The sequence below is a fragment of the Paenibacillus jepli genome (genome assembly GCF_047238105.1).
Lineage (GTDB): Bacteria > Bacillota > Bacilli > Paenibacillales > Paenibacillaceae > Paenibacillus_D.
In genome coordinates this window covers 308828-327140 of record NZ_JBDFMD010000001.1, presented here as the reverse complement: position 1 = coordinate 327140, position 18313 = coordinate 308828, and the positions used below count along the sequence as shown (strand labels likewise).

Genomic DNA, 18313 nt, shown 5'->3' with positions numbered 1-18313 from the left:
GTTGTCTATATCCGAAAATATAAATGAGAAGAATTATCATTCTCAAAAATCCCTTGACTTTGTGACAAGTTCACCATACATTTGTATACATAAATGATGCTAAAGTAGAGAGCCGAACCGGCTGACAGATGTGGAGAGTGATTATTCGTGTTGCGTCGCTTTTTTGCGTATTACAAGCCCTATAAAGGGTTGTTTTTCCTCGATTTTTCTTGTGCGATTATTGCCGGTTTGCTGGAATTGGCATTTCCGCTGGCGGTGAGGTCCTTCACTGAGGATTTGCTTCCAAGCGGAGATATGTCGATGATTATCTGGGCTTGTGTGGGACTGTTGGCGATTTATACATTGAATATGGTTCTTAATTACGTGGTCACGTATTGGGGTCACATGCTCGGCATCAATATCGAAACCGATATGCGGAGCAATCTGTTCAGCCATATCCAGAAGCTGTCGTTCCGCTTCTTCGACAATTACAAGACCGGTCACCTGATTGGCCGCATGACCAATGATCTGAACGATATCGGCGAGGTGGCGCATCACGGCCCGGAAGATGTATTCATCGCCATTATGACGCTGATCGGAGCCTTCTCCCTGATGGCCTACATCAACCTGGAGCTGGCGCTGATCACCTTCATCATCATCCCGGTCATGGCCTGGCTGATCATCGTCTTCGGCGGCAAGATGACCAAGACGTACCAGCGGCTGTTCGGCAATGTCGGCAGTTTCAATGCCCGTATCGAAGAAAATGTCGGCGGCATCCGTGTCGTGCAGTCGTTCGCTAACGAAGCGCATGAGAAAGAACTGTTCGCTGTAGACAACCAGAACTTCCGCACAACAAAATTGATGGCGTACAAAACCATGGCCAAGAGCATCTCGATCAACTATATGATGATGCGTCTGGTGACGATCTTCGTACTGGTAGCTGGTGCGTGGTTCTTCGTCGATGGCCGGATCCAACTGGGTGACTTCCTGGCCTTCATCCTGCTCTCCAACATCTTCTTCCGGCCGATCGAGAAGATCAATGCCGTCATCGAGAGCTACCCGAAGGGCATCGCGGGCTTCCGCCGCTATGTGGAGATCATGGATACCGAGCCGGATATTGCGGATCGTCCGGATGCAGTCACGGTAGAGAAGGTACAGGGGGATATCCGCTTCGAGAACGTCAGCTTCGGTTACGAGCAAGGGCGGACGATCCTAAATGGAATCGACCTGTCGATACGCAGGGGCGAGACGGTTGCTTTCGTCGGACCGTCCGGCGCAGGCAAGACGACGATCTGCAGCCTGCTGCCGCGCTTCTACGAGGTGAACGAAGGCAGGATCACGATCGACGGCATGGATATCCGTGATATCAAGCTGAATTCGCTGCGCAAGCATATCGGCATCGTCCAACAGGATGTCTTCCTGTTCTCCGGCTCGATCCGGGAGAACATCGCCTATGGTCAGCTGGACGCCACAGATGAGCAGATCTGGGATGCGGCCAGACGGGCCTCGCTGGCCGATATGATAGCGGGCATGCCGGAGGGGATGGATACGATCATCGGCGAGCGCGGGGTCAAACTCTCCGGCGGCCAGAAGCAGCGGATGTCGATCGCCAGGATGTTCCTGAAGAATCCGCCGATCCTCATCCTTGATGAGGCGACTTCCGCACTCGACACCGAGACCGAGGCGCTCATCCAGCAGTCTCTGGCCGAGCTGGCGATCGGACGTACGACACTGGTCATCGCCCACCGGCTGACGACGATCAAGAACGCCGACCGGATCATCGTGGTCGATGAGAACGGGATCGCCGAGCAGGGCAGTCACCGCGAGCTCGTCGCTTCGGGCGGCATCTACAGTCGTCTGCATGACGCACAATACACGTCCTGAGCTTTCATGCGAACCGTAACCCAGACCGCTTCTCCCAACAGGGGGAGGCGGTCTTTGGATTGTCACCGTGCTTAAGGCAAGATAGGGGGTTAGGTTTGACAATTAATTATCCTAATGTTAGGATATATTTATCCTTAATTAAGGATAAATGGTATGAACGGAGAAACCAGTTTACGAACAACCGAGGGCAACTCATCAATCCATGCGAGGAGGACTACGTTATGAAAGCAAGGATAATCAAACCACAGGATCAAGCAAAGGGTACGTTTGACGGCGGTAAAATCACCGAACAGAAACCAATTGGCTTCTCTGGAGAAGGCTCCGTGATCGACCGGCTCGGACCTTTATTCTATTGGGCGTGGGCTCATGCAGAGGGTCCTGCGGAGATTGGATTGCATCCTCATAAAGGCTTTGAGATCATCACGTATGTCATCCAGGGCAGCGGTCATCACCGAGACACAATGGGAACTTCAAGCATGGTAGAGGAGGGTGGCGCCCAGCTGATGCAGACGGGTTCGGGCGTGTCGCATGCGGAAGCAATCAAAGAACCGTCGGAACTATTTCAGATCTGGCTGGAGCCCAATCTGATCGAAGCAGTGAAACGAACGCCTTCCTATTCCCAGTACGATTCCAGCGACTTCTCCAGCGATCATCGGCATGGGAGTTTGATTAAAAACGTCTTAGGAAACGGATCACCCATGAAAATCGAGACAGATGCTCAGATGTGGGATATTACAATTGAAGATGGAGCGACCTATTCGCATCGGCTTTCGCCGAACCGGGCGCTGGCCGGCCTTGCTATCAGAGGCAACGGGTCATTGGAGATCGTTGACGAATCAACATATGCGTTCCAGCACAAAGACTTTTTTATCGTACAAGCTGAAGCTGGCGGAGAACTGGAGATACGGGCGGAAGAAGGGGAAGTGAGACTGTTTCTAATCGAAGTGCCGTTGGAGGTTGAGTACGCGTTATATAGAAAATAATAACGCACCGATGAGAAGGGGCAACGCACCGTTAGTTTTCGTACTAGCAGGACTCTCCACTCCGTAGACACACAACAGACCGCGCTTCGGCATCAGCCGGAGCGCGGTCTGTTGTCAACCGCTCAATCTGTAATATTACGGGTGTAATATTCGATGATATCCTTGCGGCGGATAATGCCCAGGAATACCCCTTTGTCGTCGGTAACAGGGACGAAGTTCTGGTCCGCGGCAAGCGTCAGCATATCCTCCATATGCGCGTCGATTACGACGGATTCGTTGAAGACGCGCTTCCTCATATCGCACACCGGCACCTGTTCCATCGTTTCGAATGTCAGTCCGGGCGTAGCCTTCATCTTCCAGAGCAGATCACCTTCGGAGAGCGTACCGATGTACTTGCCCTCGTCATCGATGATAGGGAGGGCGGTATAATTATGATGTTCCAATTTATGCATGGCCGAAGCCATGGACTCTGAGGCCAGCACATAGACGACCTTTTCTTTGGGCAGCAAAAAAGATGAGATCTGCATGATATCCACTCCTTTTCGAAAAAAGACGCCCGATTGGGCCCTACTCTCTATTAAAACATAATGAGCAGGGGAAAGGAAGGGAAGCAGGCGGCAGACAAGAGCTTTCCCTGAGTCATCCGGCCGTGCAACGGGTAAAAAACTCTGCTTGGGATAAATTCCCGGCAATGAGGCACATTATGCTGGAGACCAGTGATGAGGTGACATGAAATGGACAACCCAACAGTATTGCCGCAATTCCCGGAATCGTATTGGACGGCTTCGACCGATATCCCCACTTTCAGTACGCTGGATCGCGATCTGCAGACGGATGTCGTCGTCGTGGGCGGGGGCATCACCGGTGTGACAGCTGCTTATCTGCTTGCCCGCGAGGGTGTGAAGGTCGTATTGATCGATGGAGGCAGGCTGCTGAACGGTACAACCGCTCATACAACCGCGAAAGTAACGGCGCAGCATGATCTCATCTATGATGAGCTGATCCGTTCAGAAGGGGAAGAGAAGGCCAAGCTTTTCTATCAGTCGCAGCAGGAAGCGCTTGACTTTGTTAGATCTATAGTGGAGACGGAAGACATCCAGTGCGGATGGGAAAACCACGATGCTTATGTCTATACAAACAGCGAATCGCAGTTAAGCAAGCTTCAGGACGAATACGAGGCTTACCAAAAGCTCGGCATTCCGGGATCCTTTGTGAATGATATCCCGCTGGATGTGGATGCGCTGGGTGCCGTCGTGATGCATCATCAGGCGCAGTTCCATCCCTTAGCATATTTGAAAGGATTGCTGCGTGCGTTCACTGAGCTTGGCGGCCAGGTGTATGAAGAGACTACTGCATCTGATCTGGAGCATAACGAGTCGCCAGCTGTGATGACGGCCGCCGGGCACCGGATTGATGCCAAGCATGTCATCCAGGCCACTCATTTTCCTTATCATGACAGCCTGGGCTTCTACTTTGCCCGGATGCATGCAGAGCGCTCTTATGTACTGGCCCTTAAGGCCACCAAGCCGTATCCCGGCGGCATGTATATCTCAGCCGAGGACCCCAAGCGCTCGATTCGCAATATTCGGCAGTCTGACGGTACTGAGCTCATCATCCTCGGGGGCCAGAGTCATAAGACAGGTCAGGGTATCTGCACGATCAATCATTACGAGGAACTCCAGTCCTATGCGAAGGACACGCTGGAGCTCGATGAGATCGCCTACCGCTGGTCCGCCCAGGATCTGATCACCGGTGACAAGCTGCCTTATATTGGACAAGCAACTTCGAATCATCCGAATATCTATGTGGCAACCGGCTTCCGCAAGTGGGGCATGACGATCGGAACAGCGGCGGCCCTGCTGCTGACAGACCTGATCCTAGGCAGAGCCAATCCTTATGAAGAGCTGTTATCGCCTTCCCGCGGCACCTCAGGCAAAATGCTGGCTTCTCTGATCAAGGATAATGCGGATGTCGCCAAGCAGCTGATCAGCGGCAAGCTCGACTTCGGCAGCAAGCGAGCCGAGGAGCTGAGCCCGGACGAAGGCAGCGTCATCCGGTTTAACGGCAAGCGAGCCGGCGCTTATCGAGATGCGGAGGGCAAGCTCTATCTGGTAGATACCACGTGCACCCATATGGGCTGCGAGGTCGAGTGGAATAACGGCGAGCGCAGTTGGGACTGCCCCTGTCACGGCTCCCGCTTCTCGATCACGGGCGAAGTGATGGAAGGGCCAGCCGAGAAGCCGCTTAAGCTGTTGACCCCGTAAGGTTCTTAGCAGTCACGTTTAGAAGACGCCTTCCCGTGGAGGGAGGCGTCTTTTGATGTGCCGGGACATATGTAACGTAAACCTTTGCACCATAAGCAACGGATCGTTTAAAATAAGACCATGAGCAAGGAGGGAAACCCGCCATGAATAGCTACCTGGAACAAGAGAATGGTGTCGTGCCTGCGGTCTGCTCGCTGGACTGCCCGGATCAGTGCGGTCTGCTGCTGCACAAGCAGGATGGCAGGATCGTCAAGATCGAAGGGGATCCGGACCACCCGGTCACGCGTGGGGCGATCTGCAACAAGGTCCGGAAGATGACGGACCGGCTCTACGACCCGGGGCGGCTGCAGTACCCGCTGCGCAGGATCGGAGCCAAAGGCGAGCGCCGGTTCGAGCGGATCAGCTGGGCGGAAGCGATAGAAACCATCGCCGAGCGCTGGCAGTCACTGATTGCGGCACATGGCCCGGATAGCATCTTGCCCTACAGCTACTACGGCAATATGGGCAACATCACCGCTGAAGGCATGGACCGCCGCTTCTTCAACCGGATGGGTGCAAGTCTGCTGGATCAGACGATCTGCAATGCGGCAGGGGCTGCCGGTTACCGGTATACGATGGGCGGGAGCCTGGGTACCGACCCGGAGACGATGGATCAGACGAAGCTGTTCATCATGTGGGGGATCAACACCGTCAGCACCAATATGCACCAGGTCTCGATCGCCGAGCAGGCGCGCAAACGCGGTGCCAAGGTGATCGTCATCGACGTGCACAAAAACCAGACCGGCCGCTGGGCAGACTGGTTCGTACCGATCCGTCCGGGCACCGATACGATGCTTGCGCTGGGCATCATGCATCTGCTGTTCGCCGGAGGCATGACCGACGAAGTCTTCCTCGCAACCTACACCGTAGGTGCCGAAGAACTGCGCGAACACGTGAAGTCCTATACGCCTGAGCGCGTGTCAGAGATTACAGGCATCCCGGAGGCAGACATCCGTGAGCTGGCCCGGTTATATGGGGAGACGACACCTTCGTGTATCCGGATCGGCAACGGGCTGCAGCATCATGACAATGGCGGGATGTGCATCCGTGCGATCTCCTGCCTGCCGGCGCTTACCGGTCAGTGGCAATATCCCGGCGGCGGCGCGCTCAAGGGCAACTCCGGCTTTCTGGCTCATGATACGGCCGCGCTGCAGCGGCCGGACCTGCGGGCGAGCCGCAGCGCCCGTGTCATCAACATGAACCGGATCGGCCGCGAGCTGCTGGATGAAGAGCAGCCGATCCGCTCCTTGTTCGTCTTCGGCAGCAACCCCGTCGTTGTCGCGCCTGAAGCGGCGAAGGTCAAGCTCGGTCTTGCGAGGGAGGATCTGTTCACCGTCGTCCACGATCTTTTCCTGACGGAGACGGCTGCTTATGCCGATATTGTCCTGCCGGCTACATCTTCCTATGAGAATACAGATTTTTATACGTCCTACTGGCATCATTATATCCATCTGCAGCAGCCGGTCATCCGTCCGCATGGCGAAGCCAAGTCCAATACCGAGGTGTTCCGGCTGCTGGCGGAGGCGATGGGTTACGAGGAACCCGAACTGCAAGCGAGTGACGCGGAATTGATCGCTGCAGCGCTCGATCATGCGTCTAATCCGTATATTGAGGATGTCACCTATGAGAAGCTCAGAGAACAGCATGTTATGCGGGCCAAGCGCGACAAGCCGCTGTTCCCGGGCAGACTGCCGACGCCGAGCGGCAAGATCGAGCTGTTCTCCGCGAAGATGGCTGCAGACGGGCTGCCGCCGCTGCCAACGTACGTGCCGCTGCCGCTTGATGAGGAGCCGTACCCGCTGATGTTCATCCCGGGGCCCAATCACAACTTCCTGAACTCGACGTTCTCCAATAATGCTTCGCATCAGGCGTTGGAGAAGCGTCCCCGCGTATACATGCATACCGAGGATGCGGCCGTTCGCGGCATCATCACCGGCGATCAGGTCAGGCTGTGGAATGATCGCCGCGACTGCATCCTCGAGGCCGTCGTCGGAGAGCGGGTGATGCCGGGCGTGCTCGTCAGTCAGGGACTGTGGTCCGACGCGCCGGGCACGCAGAGGCTGGTCAATACCCTCACGCCCGACCGGCTCTCGGACATGGGAGGCGGGGCCACCTTCTTCTCCGGCCGGGTTGATGCTCAGCGGTTGTAAAGAAGGTGATTCCCAGATCTGAAAGGTCATCAAATCGCCCGCGCCAGTCCTCGTTGGGATAGGGCAGGAAATGATTGTGAAGCTGCAAAGAAAGCGCTATAGTAGTAGCTAGATTATCGATAAATTTGAAAATCATGGGTAACTATTTAAAAGCTGAAAGGATGTCCATATGAATCATACCCTCTGGTTTAAAAATCCGGCCAACATCTGGGACGAAGCGCTGCCGGTCGGCAATGGCAGACTGGGCGGCATGGTCTTCGGACGAGCAGCCCAGGAACGCATCCAATTGAATGAAGATACGATCTGGCACGGCGGCCCGCGCGACCGCAATAATCCGGACGCCAAGGCGCATCTGGATGAGATGCGGCAGCTGCTGTTTGAGGGCAGGCTGAAGGAAGCGCATCAACTGGCAGTGACCGCGTTCTCCGGGACGCCGAACAGCCAGCGGCATTACAATCCTGCCGCTGATCTGTTATTGTTCTTCGCATTCGACGGAGAGGCGGAGGACTACCGGCGCTCCCTGGATTTGGAGCGGGCAGTAACCGAGACGTCCTTCACTGTGCAGGGCAGCCGCTACAAGCGCGAAGTATTCGCGAGCTACCCCGACAACGTCCTTGTCGTCCGTCTGACAACAGACGCGCCTGAGGGGTTGAATTTCCATGCCCGGCTGGAGAGGTTCGCCGCGCAATTCGCCGACCATGCATCCAAGTTCGGCAACGATACGATTGCCCAGCATGGTCGCTGCTACAATCTGGCGGATGACGAGTATATGGTCGCGGTGCGGGCGATCCCGGAAGGCGGCAGCGTGAAGACGATCGGCGAGCATGTGATCGTAGATGGTGCAAGCGCTGTGACCTTGCTGGTGACCGCAGCGACGACGTACCGGTATGAAGATTCGAAGGCTGCGGCACTGAGTGCCCTTGACGCCGCTGCTGCTTTCTCCTATGACGAGCTGCTGCAGCGGCATCTGTCGGACTATCAGCCATATTTTGATCGTGTAGGTCTGCAGCTGGGAACAGCAGATGTGTCGCTAGTCGAGTTGGACACTGCGGAGCGGCTGGAGCGCGTCCAGGAGGGCGGACAGGACTTGGAGCTGCAGGCACTGTACTTCCAGTTTGGACGGTATCTGCTGCTTGCCAGCAGCCGTCCCGGTTCGCTGCCGGCCAATCTGCAGGGCATCTGGAACCACCATATTACCCCGCCATGGGGCAGCAAGTTTACAATTAATATTAATTTGCAGATGAACTACTGGCTGGCAGAGACCTGCAATCTGTCGGAATGCCACGAGCCGCTCTTCGAGCATCTGGAGCGGATGCGCGTCCCGGGGCGAGTCACGGCCGAGAGGATGTATGGCTGCCGGGGCTTCGTCGCACACCACAATACCGATCTGTGGGCCGATACGGCGCCGCAGGATATCTACCTGCCGGCCACCTACTGGACGCTTAGCGCGGCCTGGCTGTCCCTCCACATGTGGGAGCATTATCTGTTTACACAGGATCGCAGATTCCTGACAAGAGCTTATGAGACGATGCGGGAAGCGTCGCTGTTCTTCGCGGATTTCCTGGTCAAGGAGCCGGGCGGTTACCTCGTGACATCGCCTTCGGTATCGCCGGAGAATACGTACCGGCTCCCCAATGGCGAATCCGGGACACTGTGCTACGGCCCGGCGATGGACAACCAGATCCTCGCTGAACTGTTCGAAGCCTGTATCGCTGCGTCTGAGCTGCTCGGTACCGATACGGATTATCGGGAAGAGCTGCGCAGCATGCTGGCACAGCTGGCGCCGACGGTCATCGGCAGGCACGGCCAGATCCAGGAGTGGCTGGAGGATTACGAGGAGCTGGAGCCAGGGCATCGCCACATCTCCCATCTCTTTGCCCTGCATCCGGGATCGGCCATCGCACCCGGCGCTACGCCGGAGCTGGCTGAGGCGGCCCGTGTAACACTGGAGCGGCGGCTCTCCAGCGGCGGCGGACATACCGGCTGGAGCCGCGCCTGGATTATCAATTTCTATGCCAGGCTGCTGGACGGCGAGGCAGCCTATGACCATCTGACGAAGATCCTCCAGCATTCTACATTGTCCAACCTGTTCGACAACCATCCGCCGTTCCAGATCGACGGCAATTTTGGGGCGACGGCAGCGGTGGCAGAGATGCTGGTGCAGAGTCATCTGGGTCATATCCACGTGCTTCCTGCGCTCCCTGCAGCATGGAGTACGGGAGAGGTGCGCGGCCTGCGGGCACGCGGCGGATACGAGCTTGACCTATCTTGGCAAGACGGGCAGTTGACGGGGCTGGACATCCGGGCCGATCATGACGGGGAATGCCGGATTCGCTCGGTACCGCTGCAGCACCTCGCAGGCGAGGCTTCCGGCAACTCGCCGAGCGTCAGTGAAGCGGGGGGTTGGTACACCACGACGATTCAGCTCATGGGCGGCGGCTCTGCCAAGCTTGTGGCGGCAGATGCTTCACAGTCTAAGAACTAAGCGGCTTTTCCGGCAGCAGTGCATCCTCCAGGTGCACGCTGCTGTTTTTTTATGCTCAGTAAGTTCAAGATGGGTTCTGCACTTGTCTTTCTTCTACTTCCCCAATACTACACATATAGTGCTCTATTGAGGATGAAATGGAGGGGATGGGATGAATCAAGGACCCTGGTTCGAGCATCGGTTCTGGCTGCAGATTATGGGCGATCACGCCCGGATGATCGAGGGCGTGCTGGCGCCGGCGGAGAAGGCGGATGTCACGCAGGCGAGGCAATTTCGGCTGCTGTTCGATGATCTGCTGGCCAAGGCGCGCGGGCGGGAGACGGCAGCCGATCTCGCGGAGTTGAATGAACAGGCAGAGCAAGCCGTCACAGCCTTGCGGGGATTCAAGCTGAGCTTACTGGAGCGGCTGATATTGGGGAAGGTCAGGATTGGCTTCACACCGTCTTTTCTGAATCATATGGTCAACGAGCTGGAGGAGTATCAGCGGATCCTTCAGGCGCTGCTGCAAGGCAAGGGGGTCCCGGAGTATCATCCGCTGCATCATGATCTGCTGTGGCTGCAGGATGCGATCGGCCATGCGGCAGGCATCGGCAGCGACCTGGATCTGACTGAACAGCAGCTGATCAATAAGAGCCGGGCTTTCGAAGACCACTTCGAGGCATTTTATTTAAAGGCAGTTGAGATGGCAGGATACATGCGAACGGGTCTCAAGGATTATCCGGCTTTTCGCAAATATCACAAGGATGTCGACCTGGAGATGCGCGTCTTCATGCATTTCCTCCAAGAGCTGGAGGAAATGCAGCTCAGCGCGGAGACGCTGGACCGGATCACGCCGCTTATCCCGGACCATATGTACCGGGAGGAATGCTATTATCTGACCAAGCTGGCACAGAGCGGCATGGTGCCCGACCCGAAGTGTGACCCGGCGAAGCCGCGGGTGGCAGATTAGCGCGGGTGCCGGGCCGGACATCGGACGCTTAGTCGTTGGCGGCTGATTTTTGCGTGAAGATCGCGATATAAGTCACTTCATCTGTAATCGGGTACAGCAAATGCTCTTCAAGCGAATTGAAGTAGATGGAGTCTCCCGGATAAAGGGTGTACTGCGTGGGGCCTACTTTGTAATTCATTTCGCCTTCGAGCATGTAGATGAACTCTTCGCCTTCATGGGTGAAGCCGTGCTGTCTGACCTCGCCTTTCCTGGCTGTAATCAGATAAGGCTGGATCAGCTTGTCCCGTCTTTCGCTGGCAAAGGCAAAGAAGGAATAGCCTTTGCTGGTTTTGATCCACTTGCTCCGGTCCCGGTAATGCTCGCTGGTGTTATAGACCGTCGTTTGTTTGCTCTCCTCCTCGATCAAGTCGGATACTCTGACTCCGAGAGCGGTTGCAATCTTGACCAGCGTCGATACCGGCGGGGTGGATTGATCGTTTTCGATTTTAGACAGTAGACTTTTCGTGAATCCGCAGGAGTCGGCGATTTCCTCTTGGGTACGTTTTTGTTCTTTCCGGATTAGCCGGATTCTGCTGCCGATGCTCATGGTTCGCTCACCCCTACATCATTTTAGAATACTAGGCCGTTTACCTTGTTTTTAAGTGTAACATAAATAAACCCAGGCGAAAATAATTCAACTCTAGTGATTAGTGTTCAATTATTGCTTATGCAAGGCTATCCGGCCAAGCTGCGGGGGCAGATTAAAGCTGCACCCCGGACAGCTTGGCCGGATTTGCGACGGCATAGATGCCTGCAATTTTCCCGTGCTTCATGTGAAATGAGAACACGTACATCACGCGGCCGCCGCTGCTGAGCACGATGCCCGGTGTGCCGTTGACCGGGACGAAGGCCGTCTTGGCATCTGCAGGGACAAGCGTATTGGTCTTCATCAAAAAAGCGGCGACGCGTTCGGCGGAAGCGACCGGGACGCGCGAGCCGGGAACCTGCCCGCCGCTATCCCCCGTCAGGACGACTTCATCGTCAAGCAACCGGAGCAGCTGCTGGATATCACCGCTCTGAAGCGCATGCACGAATTGCTCGACGAGGGGTTGGACTTCTTCAGCAGGAGGCGGGACAAGCTCGGGACGCTGCTCCATCGCGAGCCGCGCACGCCGGCAGATCTGCCTGCAGTTGGGCTCAGACTTGTCAGTGATGAAGGCGATTTCCCGGAAATTGAACTGCAGGATTTCCTTGAGCACGAAGATCAGACGCTCCGTCTCGGATAGCTGCTGCAGCAGCAGGATGTACGCCGTAGCGAGCGATTCCCGGTGTACATAATCGCTTGACGGGTCGCCGTCATACCGGGTCAGAGGTTCAGGGAGCCAGGGACCGATATACGCTTCCCGCTCGCGGATCAGCCGCTGCAGACGGGCGGCGCATTTGTTGCTGGCAATCTTGCATGCATAGCTCTTCGGATTGTCGATCAACTCCGGCGCATCGATCCGGCTCAGGTCCAGAAACGTATCCTGCACGATATCTTCGGCGCAGGCGGCTGAGCCGAGCATCCGGTAAGCCAGCGCAAACAAGGTCGGCTGGAGCGAGGGGTAAAGCGCGTTAATGTCCATGACTGCGAGCCTCCCAAAAGAACATTCATTTCTATCAGAATCATTTGTCACATTTTAATGGGAATCTGACACTACATAGTAAGCTGGCAGTTCACAAGCAACGCCGGCAACTATACGACATAGCAAGGAGCTGCATCACATGAAAACAACCTCATCCTCTTCAGGTATTGAGAAAGGCCAGCGGCTGGTCCATCCAAGCGGACAAGTCGTCACTTTTATGGATCACGGCACTGACGAGAAAGGTGATTTTGTCATCGTCGAGCACAAAATTCCGAAACAAGGGGCGCTTAACGGTCCGCACTGGCATCCCGAGCTGACGGAGTCTTTTACCGTCGTGGAAGGCAGCATGCGCTTCCGCGTCGATGGGAAGGAGCGGGTCGTCCAGGCTGGCGAGCGTATCACCATACTGCCCCGGCAGGTGCACCAGTTCTGGAACATCAGCGAAGCCGGTCTGACTGCGATCCATGAGATCCGCCCGCCGGGCAGACACTGGCAGATGTTCAAGGTTGTGCACAAGCTGGAGAGCGAGGGCAAGATGAACAGCAAGGGCATCCCGCGCAACCCGCTCTGGCTGGGCGTGGCATGGGAGAGCATCGACGGTTATCTGCAAGGCCCGCCGCTGGTCGTGCAGCGTGTCGTGCTCGGCGGACTCGCCAAGCTGGCGCGGCTGCTCGGATATAAAATATAACCCTGCTGCTTTAGGAATCAGGCACGAACGTCAAGCCTCCTAAAATCCAATATACCGAAACTTTCCTGCGAATGACAGAACAAAATGTGACCAATTGCCGTCCTTAAGAGTGTTAAAGGTATAAAGGAGGGCAGAACAACCATGCAGCAATCAGCGCCCCGGCCGGGCAATCACGTGATGAAAATCTATGAGACATACGCAGACACGCTGTTCCGGATTGCCATGGTGCACCTCGGCAGACGGGAGGATGCGGAAGAAGCCACTCAGGATACCTTCATCAAGCTAATGGAGAAAGCCCCTGCGTTCAACGATGCGGAGCATCAAAAAGCATGGTTGATCCGGGTTATCACCAATCATTGCAAAAGTTTGTTAGGCAGAGGCTGGCGCAAACGGGAGGTCAAGCTGGAGGGCGTGGATCCTGTCGTTACAGACGATCCCGAGGCTCAAGCGCTGATCGAGCTCGTGCTGTCCCTGCCCGTGAAGTATAGAACTGTGATCCATTTGTATTACTATGAGGATTATCCCATCCGGGAGATCGGCGATATCCTGCAGATCAGCGAGTCTGCGGTGAAGATGCGGCTGAAGCGGGGAAGGCAGCTGTTGAAATTGGAGCTGGAAGGAGCGGATCCGCTATGAAGGAAGAACAATTCAAACGAAGCTATAAGAAAGCGGTGGATAATATGAAAACCAATGATGCCATGCAAAAACGGATGGAGCATACGATGAACGCACACAGAAAATCGCAAAAACTCCCGCGCAAAAAGCTGTATATCGCGGCGAGCGTCGTAATCGCCGCCAGCATCGGCTTGGCTGCGCCAAGCGTATGGCAGCAGGTAAATGGGCCGGCAGCGCCAACGGAGGTGGCGCAGGTGGAACCGGGGGCTGCTTTTGATCCCGTCGTAATCCCCAAGATAGAACTGCCAGGTGCGGAAGACGGGATGATGGCGAGCATGATAGGACTGGTCTTCTATGAGGGCAACATCTATACCCAGTCCGCGACGACGATTGATGCAGCCGGCGCACTTGCGCTGCGCGGCGAGAAGCTGGGCACCACCACAGGCGGCATCCATGAGCTGAGCGGGCAAGATGACTACAGCGAGCTGGCATCCACGATCGGCGAGGCCGATATCTATGCGGTAAAAGGCTACGATACCAGCTTCCGTATCATGTCTTACACTGAGATTGACGGTCAAAAATATGTCCAATTGTTCGATCAGGCGAACGGTATCACCGTCAGCAGCGGAGCTGACCTGTTTGGCAAGCTGAACCTCCAAGGCCATGTTGCTTCTGCCGACTGGGAGACCTTCAACAGCTGGAACAACGGCCTGCTGGAGCTCCAGCCGCTGGCGGCAGGCGAGTCGCTGGACAGCTTCATCTCGGCGCTCTACGCGGCGAAGCCGGTAGCGACCAGTCCTGAGCTGGAAGAGCGAGTGTACGGCGGGGAAGACCGCAAGATCATCTACCTGACGCTGGAGGATAACACGCAAGTCCAGCTGGTGCTGTTCGGCGAAGGCTTGGTTCGTTATGGAAACGCTCCGGTGTTCTTCGAAGTCGAGTCCGGCGCGTTCCAAGGATTCTGGGAGAGCATGGCTGAGTAATGCACGGGTCAATATGAGGGGAGAGCGGGCGGGGAGCAGAGATGCTGCCTGCTCGCTTTTTTTGTTTTTATCGGCTGGAGCTTATGGGGACAGGATACTCGATTGTTAATTCTCGGTGGTTTGGAGTGTCGGAGTGGATGCAGAGATCAACGAACATGAAATTTCGAGTTTATTTAAGAGATATGAGTAGAAGTGGCTCAACGAACACGATTTTTCGCATTCGTTGAGCCATTTTTAAGCAAATCGGCAAAATGAGTATGAAATTTCATGTTCATTCCGCTGATTACATGATTAACTCCAATTAATGACGATTAGCAGCAAGGCGGCACTAAGGATCCATGCCAACGGGAAGAGCTGCCATAACAAGGCTGCTCGGTACCTTTGACGAGCAAAGCCGACCCACCCCAACACAATGCCAAGCAGTAGAGCGACGGGATAAAGGAGGAGATAGGCAATAACAGCCCAAGTAAAGGCGTGACGAAATACCTCCTCGGTTGTAAAGCCCATCGCTGCAGCACCGGCCAAAATCATCCAAACCATCACAAAAGCCAGGGCGAATAAGTGAAACAGGACAAGCAGCCATGCGGTTTTTCTTCGACTCATCGAGGGTATCCTTCTTCCGACGCAGATATCTACCGTCAGTCTGACGTAGATCCAATTCTAAAGTAATCGATTTGAGCGCGAACGTAAATAGAAAAATGTGCGGCGTTGTTCCAAAACGACAACGGAAAAGCTATTCCTCTCGACAAACGCTGAGCGTCTCACCGGTTACAAAGGTGCCTTGCAGCCGGATCTGCTCGTAAGGCAGCGTCGGGTTGGCGAGCCGCCACAGCATGCGCTCTGCCGCCCGCTGGCCGGCTTCGCTCACCAGCAGCCGCGGCCTCGAGAGGCCGGGCATTGTGGCGTGTTCCGTGTTCTGCAGGCTGATGAGAGAACAGTCCTCCGGGAAGCGGATGCCTGCGCTGCCACAGGCATAGTAGATCCAGGGCAGATCTTGATCCAGCCCGCTGACGATCGCCGTCGCGCGCAACGCCATTAGTTTGCTGACGAGTTCTTCCGACCACCATGCACGATCGGTAATCTGATCGACGACATGCTCTGACTCCATCGCAGGGAGTCCGGCGCTGCGCATGACATCCTGGAATGCTTGCCATCGGATCGCAAAACCTCGATGTACGAACCGGTGACCGACGTACAGGATCCGCCGATGACCGAGCGCCAGCAGTTGGTGTACGGATTGATGCACAGCCGTTGCTACATCCCATATGATGCTGTCCACCTCGGCAGCGTGAGGGGGGAAGTTGATCAGGATGCGCGGCATGGGGAGCGCGAGCAGACGGGCTTCCAGATCTGGAGTCACCGAGGGCGACAGGAACAAACCGTCCGTATAGCCCAAGCTGTGCTGTTCTGCCCAAGCGTGGCACGCCGCCTCATCCGCAAATCGTTCCGGCGTCATCAGAATGCTCACGGTATGGCCAAATTCACTAAGACGCTCCTGCAAGCCTTGCAGGATCAGCTGGTTCAATCCGGAGAAGGCGTGCTCGCCTGTCATGACAAAGTGAAACCGGCGCCCGGCTCCTGGGATAAGCGGCAGCTGTTCGACCGCCATACTGTGCCTTTGTCCTTTGGTCCGATAACCCATCTCTCTCGCAGTGAGCGCCACTGCCTGTCTTGTCTCCTCCGACATCCCCGGTTTGCCGCGCAGCGCTTTGGAGACCGTCTGTACCGATAGTCCCATCCGCTCCGCCACCTGCTCCAGGGTCACTGTTTTCCGATTCACCATCAGATGCATCCCCCTCAAAACTTAAACCAAAATGATACTAAAAAGAAACCTCTTTTTACACTATACTGGTTGCAGAAAGCACTTACAACCATAAAAAAGAGGTGTTGACCCGTGATCAATTTTGAAAAGGTATACTATTACAAAGGCACTCCTAAAGCAGCCGAGCCCCGAACCATCCAGGCAGACTTGTGCATCTATGGTGCGAGCTCTGCAGCGGTCACGGCTGCGGTACAGGCGACCAAGATGGGCCTAGAGGTCGTAATCGCCGATCCCTGCCGTCATCTGGGAGGGTTGACGACCGGCGGACTAGGGTCTACAGATATCGGCAACAAAGCGGCGATCGGCGGGCTGTCTCGGTCATTCTACCAGGCGATCGGCAAGCACTATGGCTCCAGTAAAGAAACGGACGGCTCCGTATGGTACTTCGAGCCGCACGTCGCCAGCATGATCTTCGAGGCATGGCTGGAAGAGTCAGGGGTAAGCGTGTATTACGAACAACAGCTGGAAAAGGTGGAAGTGAAGGAGGGGCAAATCCGGAGTCTGGCGATGCGCGGCGGCGATACATTCGAGGCCCGAATGTTTATCGATGCGACGTATGAAGGCGATCTGCTGGCGATGGCCGGGGTCTCTTATCATGTGGGGCGTGAAGCCAACTCGGTCTACCGGGAGACACTGAACGGCATGCACTACGGCCATCCCAACCATAACTTTATGACCTGGGTCGACCCCTATGTCGTGCCCGGCAAGCCGGACAGCGGGCTGCTCTATGGCGTATCGGATGAAGAAGTAGGGTATCAGGGGCAAGGCGATCACCGGGTACAGGCATACAATTTCCGGATCTGTCTCTCGAACCGTCCGGACAATCAGATGCCGATCCCGGCACCGCCGGGCTACGACCCGGACCATTATACATTACTTTTGCGGTATATCGAGAGCGGCATCTGGGATGTGATGCGACTGTGCTCGATGATGCCGGAGGGCAAGACGGATCTCAACAACTGGGGCGGATTCTCGACCGATCATATCGGCGCGAACTACCGTTGGCCGGAGGGCGGCTATGAGGAGCGTGAGACGATCTTCCAGGATCACGTAACGTACAACCTCGGTCTGCTCTACTTCCTGACAAACGATGAACGCGTGCCAGCCCGCATAAGGCGGGAGATGAGCGGATGGGGATTGCCGCTGGACGAGTACAAAGCACATGGGCTGTGGACACCTCAGCTATATATCCGCGAAGGCCGGCGGATGGTCTCCGATGTCGTCATGACCGAGCATCACTGCCGGCGCCACGAGACGGTTCAGGATGCGGTCGGTCTCGCAGCATATACGATGGATTCGCACAACTGCCGCAGGCTCGTCATCGATGGGCGCGCAGTCAATGAAGGCAATGTCGAAGTTGCACCTTCTGCTCCATATGAGATTTCTTACCGCTCGATCATCCCGCGAGGCGAAGAGTGCACCAATCTGCTCGTGCCGATCTGTCTGTCTTCCTCGCATATCGCGTTTGGCTCGATCCGCATGGAACCGGTGTTTATGATCCTCGGACAATCGGCAGCAACGGCGGCGGCGCTGGCTCTGGAGGCGGGGGTGTCGGTGCAGGACGTGGATTACACCAAGCTGCGAGAGCGTTTGGAGCAGGACGGTCAGGTGCTGGAGTGGACGTTGTAAACCTGAAAACATAAAACAGCGCCGTCCGTTCCGCCTTTACGGCAGAACGTGCGGCGCTGTTCCGCTTTCTTATTGATAACGACCTGTGTGTGCGGCTTGCGCGTCCATACCTTGCGAACGGCCATCTCCGGCGGTTTGCCAGCTGCGGCTCGCTGTTTCCTGGAGCCTGCCTGTTTTCCCATCTTGCTTCACTCCCCGTGTAGACTGGAGAAATCATGCTTCTCCAGTCTCATCTTAAC

The 18313-nt window shown here is 55.9% G+C and carries 16 protein-coding genes; 10 read left to right on the top strand and 6 right to left on the bottom strand.

Annotated features, from left to right (window positions below):
- The first annotated feature begins 147 nt into the window (after positions 1–147).
- A complete protein-coding gene (locus tag ABC336_RS01530) occupies positions 148–1863 on the top strand; it encodes an ABC transporter ATP-binding protein (protein WP_413236983.1) in 1716 nt (571 codons plus the stop codon).
- Between the two features lie 221 nt (positions 1864–2084).
- Complete coding sequence (locus ABC336_RS01525; protein WP_413236982.1) at positions 2085–2846, top strand: pirin family protein; 762 nt, start codon at positions 2085–2087, stop codon at positions 2844–2846.
- Between the two features lie 122 nt (positions 2847–2968).
- On the opposite strand, the gene ABC336_RS01520 is transcribed toward ABC336_RS01525, so the two are convergent.
- Positions 2969–3373, bottom strand: a complete 405-nt coding sequence (locus ABC336_RS01520) for a CBS domain-containing protein (RefSeq protein WP_413236981.1) — start codon at positions 3371–3373, stop codon at positions 2969–2971.
- Positions 3374–3580: 207 nt separating this feature from the next.
- On the opposite strand from ABC336_RS01520, the gene ABC336_RS01515 reads away from it, so the two are divergent.
- The 4 genes from ABC336_RS01515 (at position 3581) to ABC336_RS01500 (ending at position 10733) form a co-directional block, all read left to right on the top strand.
- Positions 3581–5110: an FAD-dependent oxidoreductase gene (locus tag ABC336_RS01515; RefSeq protein ID WP_413236980.1), complete on the top strand. Its 1530-nt coding sequence runs from the start codon at positions 3581–3583 to the stop codon at positions 5108–5110.
- Positions 5111–5253: 143 nt separating this feature from the next.
- Positions 5254–7299 (top strand): molybdopterin-containing oxidoreductase family protein, encoded by a 2046-nt coding sequence (locus ABC336_RS01510; protein WP_413236979.1) that lies wholly within the window; start codon positions 5254–5256, stop codon positions 7297–7299.
- Positions 7300–7468: 169 nt separating this feature from the next.
- Positions 7469–9784: a glycoside hydrolase family 95 protein gene (locus tag ABC336_RS01505; protein ID WP_413236978.1), complete on the top strand. Its 2316-nt coding sequence runs from the start codon at positions 7469–7471 to the stop codon at positions 9782–9784.
- Between the two features lie 151 nt (positions 9785–9935).
- A complete protein-coding gene (locus ABC336_RS01500; RefSeq protein WP_413236977.1) occupies positions 9936–10733 on the top strand; it encodes a DUF2935 domain-containing protein in 798 nt (265 codons plus the stop codon).
- Positions 10734–10761: 28 nt separating this feature from the next.
- On the opposite strand, the gene ABC336_RS01495 is transcribed toward ABC336_RS01500, so the two are convergent.
- Positions 10762–11319, bottom strand: a complete 558-nt coding sequence (locus ABC336_RS01495) for a helix-turn-helix domain-containing protein (protein ID WP_413236976.1) — start codon at positions 11317–11319, stop codon at positions 10762–10764.
- A 154-nt stretch (positions 11320–11473) separates the two neighbouring features.
- Positions 11474–12337: a sigma-70 family RNA polymerase sigma factor gene (locus tag ABC336_RS01490; protein WP_413236975.1), complete on the bottom strand. Its 864-nt coding sequence runs from the start codon at positions 12335–12337 to the stop codon at positions 11474–11476.
- A gap of 139 nt (positions 12338–12476) precedes the next feature.
- Here ABC336_RS01490 and ABC336_RS01485 point away from each other — a divergent pair, with 139 nt between their 5' ends.
- The 3 genes from ABC336_RS01485 to ABC336_RS01475 all read left to right on the top strand — a co-directional run bounded on the left by ABC336_RS01485 (position 12477) and on the right by ABC336_RS01475 (position 14623).
- Positions 12477–13025, top strand: coding sequence for a cupin domain-containing protein (locus ABC336_RS01485; protein WP_413236974.1), 549 nt, complete (start codon positions 12477–12479; stop codon positions 13023–13025).
- Between the two features lie 141 nt (positions 13026–13166).
- Positions 13167–13661 carry an RNA polymerase sigma factor gene (locus tag ABC336_RS01480; protein WP_413236973.1) on the top strand — a complete coding sequence of 165 codons (495 nt, stop codon included), beginning with the start codon at positions 13167–13169 and terminating at the stop codon, positions 13659–13661.
- On the top strand, positions 13658–14623 hold the full coding sequence (locus ABC336_RS01475) for a hypothetical protein (RefSeq protein WP_413236972.1): 966 nt from the start codon (positions 13658–13660) through the stop codon (positions 14621–14623). Before ABC336_RS01480 ends, ABC336_RS01475 begins: the two co-directional genes overlap by 4 nt.
- A gap of 291 nt (positions 14624–14914) precedes the next feature.
- Here ABC336_RS01475 and ABC336_RS01470 read toward each other — a convergent pair whose 3' ends face one another.
- The gene (locus ABC336_RS01470) at positions 14915–15226 is read right to left on the bottom strand and encodes a hypothetical protein (RefSeq protein ID WP_413236971.1); all 312 of its coding nucleotides are present in this window, start codon (positions 15224–15226) and stop codon (positions 14915–14917) included.
- Between the two features lie 130 nt (positions 15227–15356).
- Positions 15357–16406, bottom strand: a complete 1050-nt coding sequence (locus ABC336_RS01465) for a LacI family DNA-binding transcriptional regulator (RefSeq protein ID WP_413236970.1) — start codon at positions 16404–16406, stop codon at positions 15357–15359.
- Positions 16407–16517: 111 nt separating this feature from the next.
- Between ABC336_RS01465 and ABC336_RS01460 the strand changes: the two genes are divergently transcribed.
- The gene (locus ABC336_RS01460) at positions 16518–18074 is read left to right on the top strand and encodes an FAD-dependent oxidoreductase (protein WP_413236969.1); all 1557 of its coding nucleotides are present in this window, start codon (positions 16518–16520) and stop codon (positions 18072–18074) included.
- Here ABC336_RS01460 and ABC336_RS01455 read toward each other — a convergent pair.
- Entirely contained in the window at positions 18050–18256 is a 207-nt protein-coding gene (locus tag ABC336_RS01455; RefSeq protein WP_413236968.1) for a hypothetical protein, read from the bottom strand. The two genes, ABC336_RS01460 and ABC336_RS01455, sit on opposite strands and share 25 nt — an antisense overlap.
- Positions 18257–18313 lie beyond the last annotated feature (57 nt).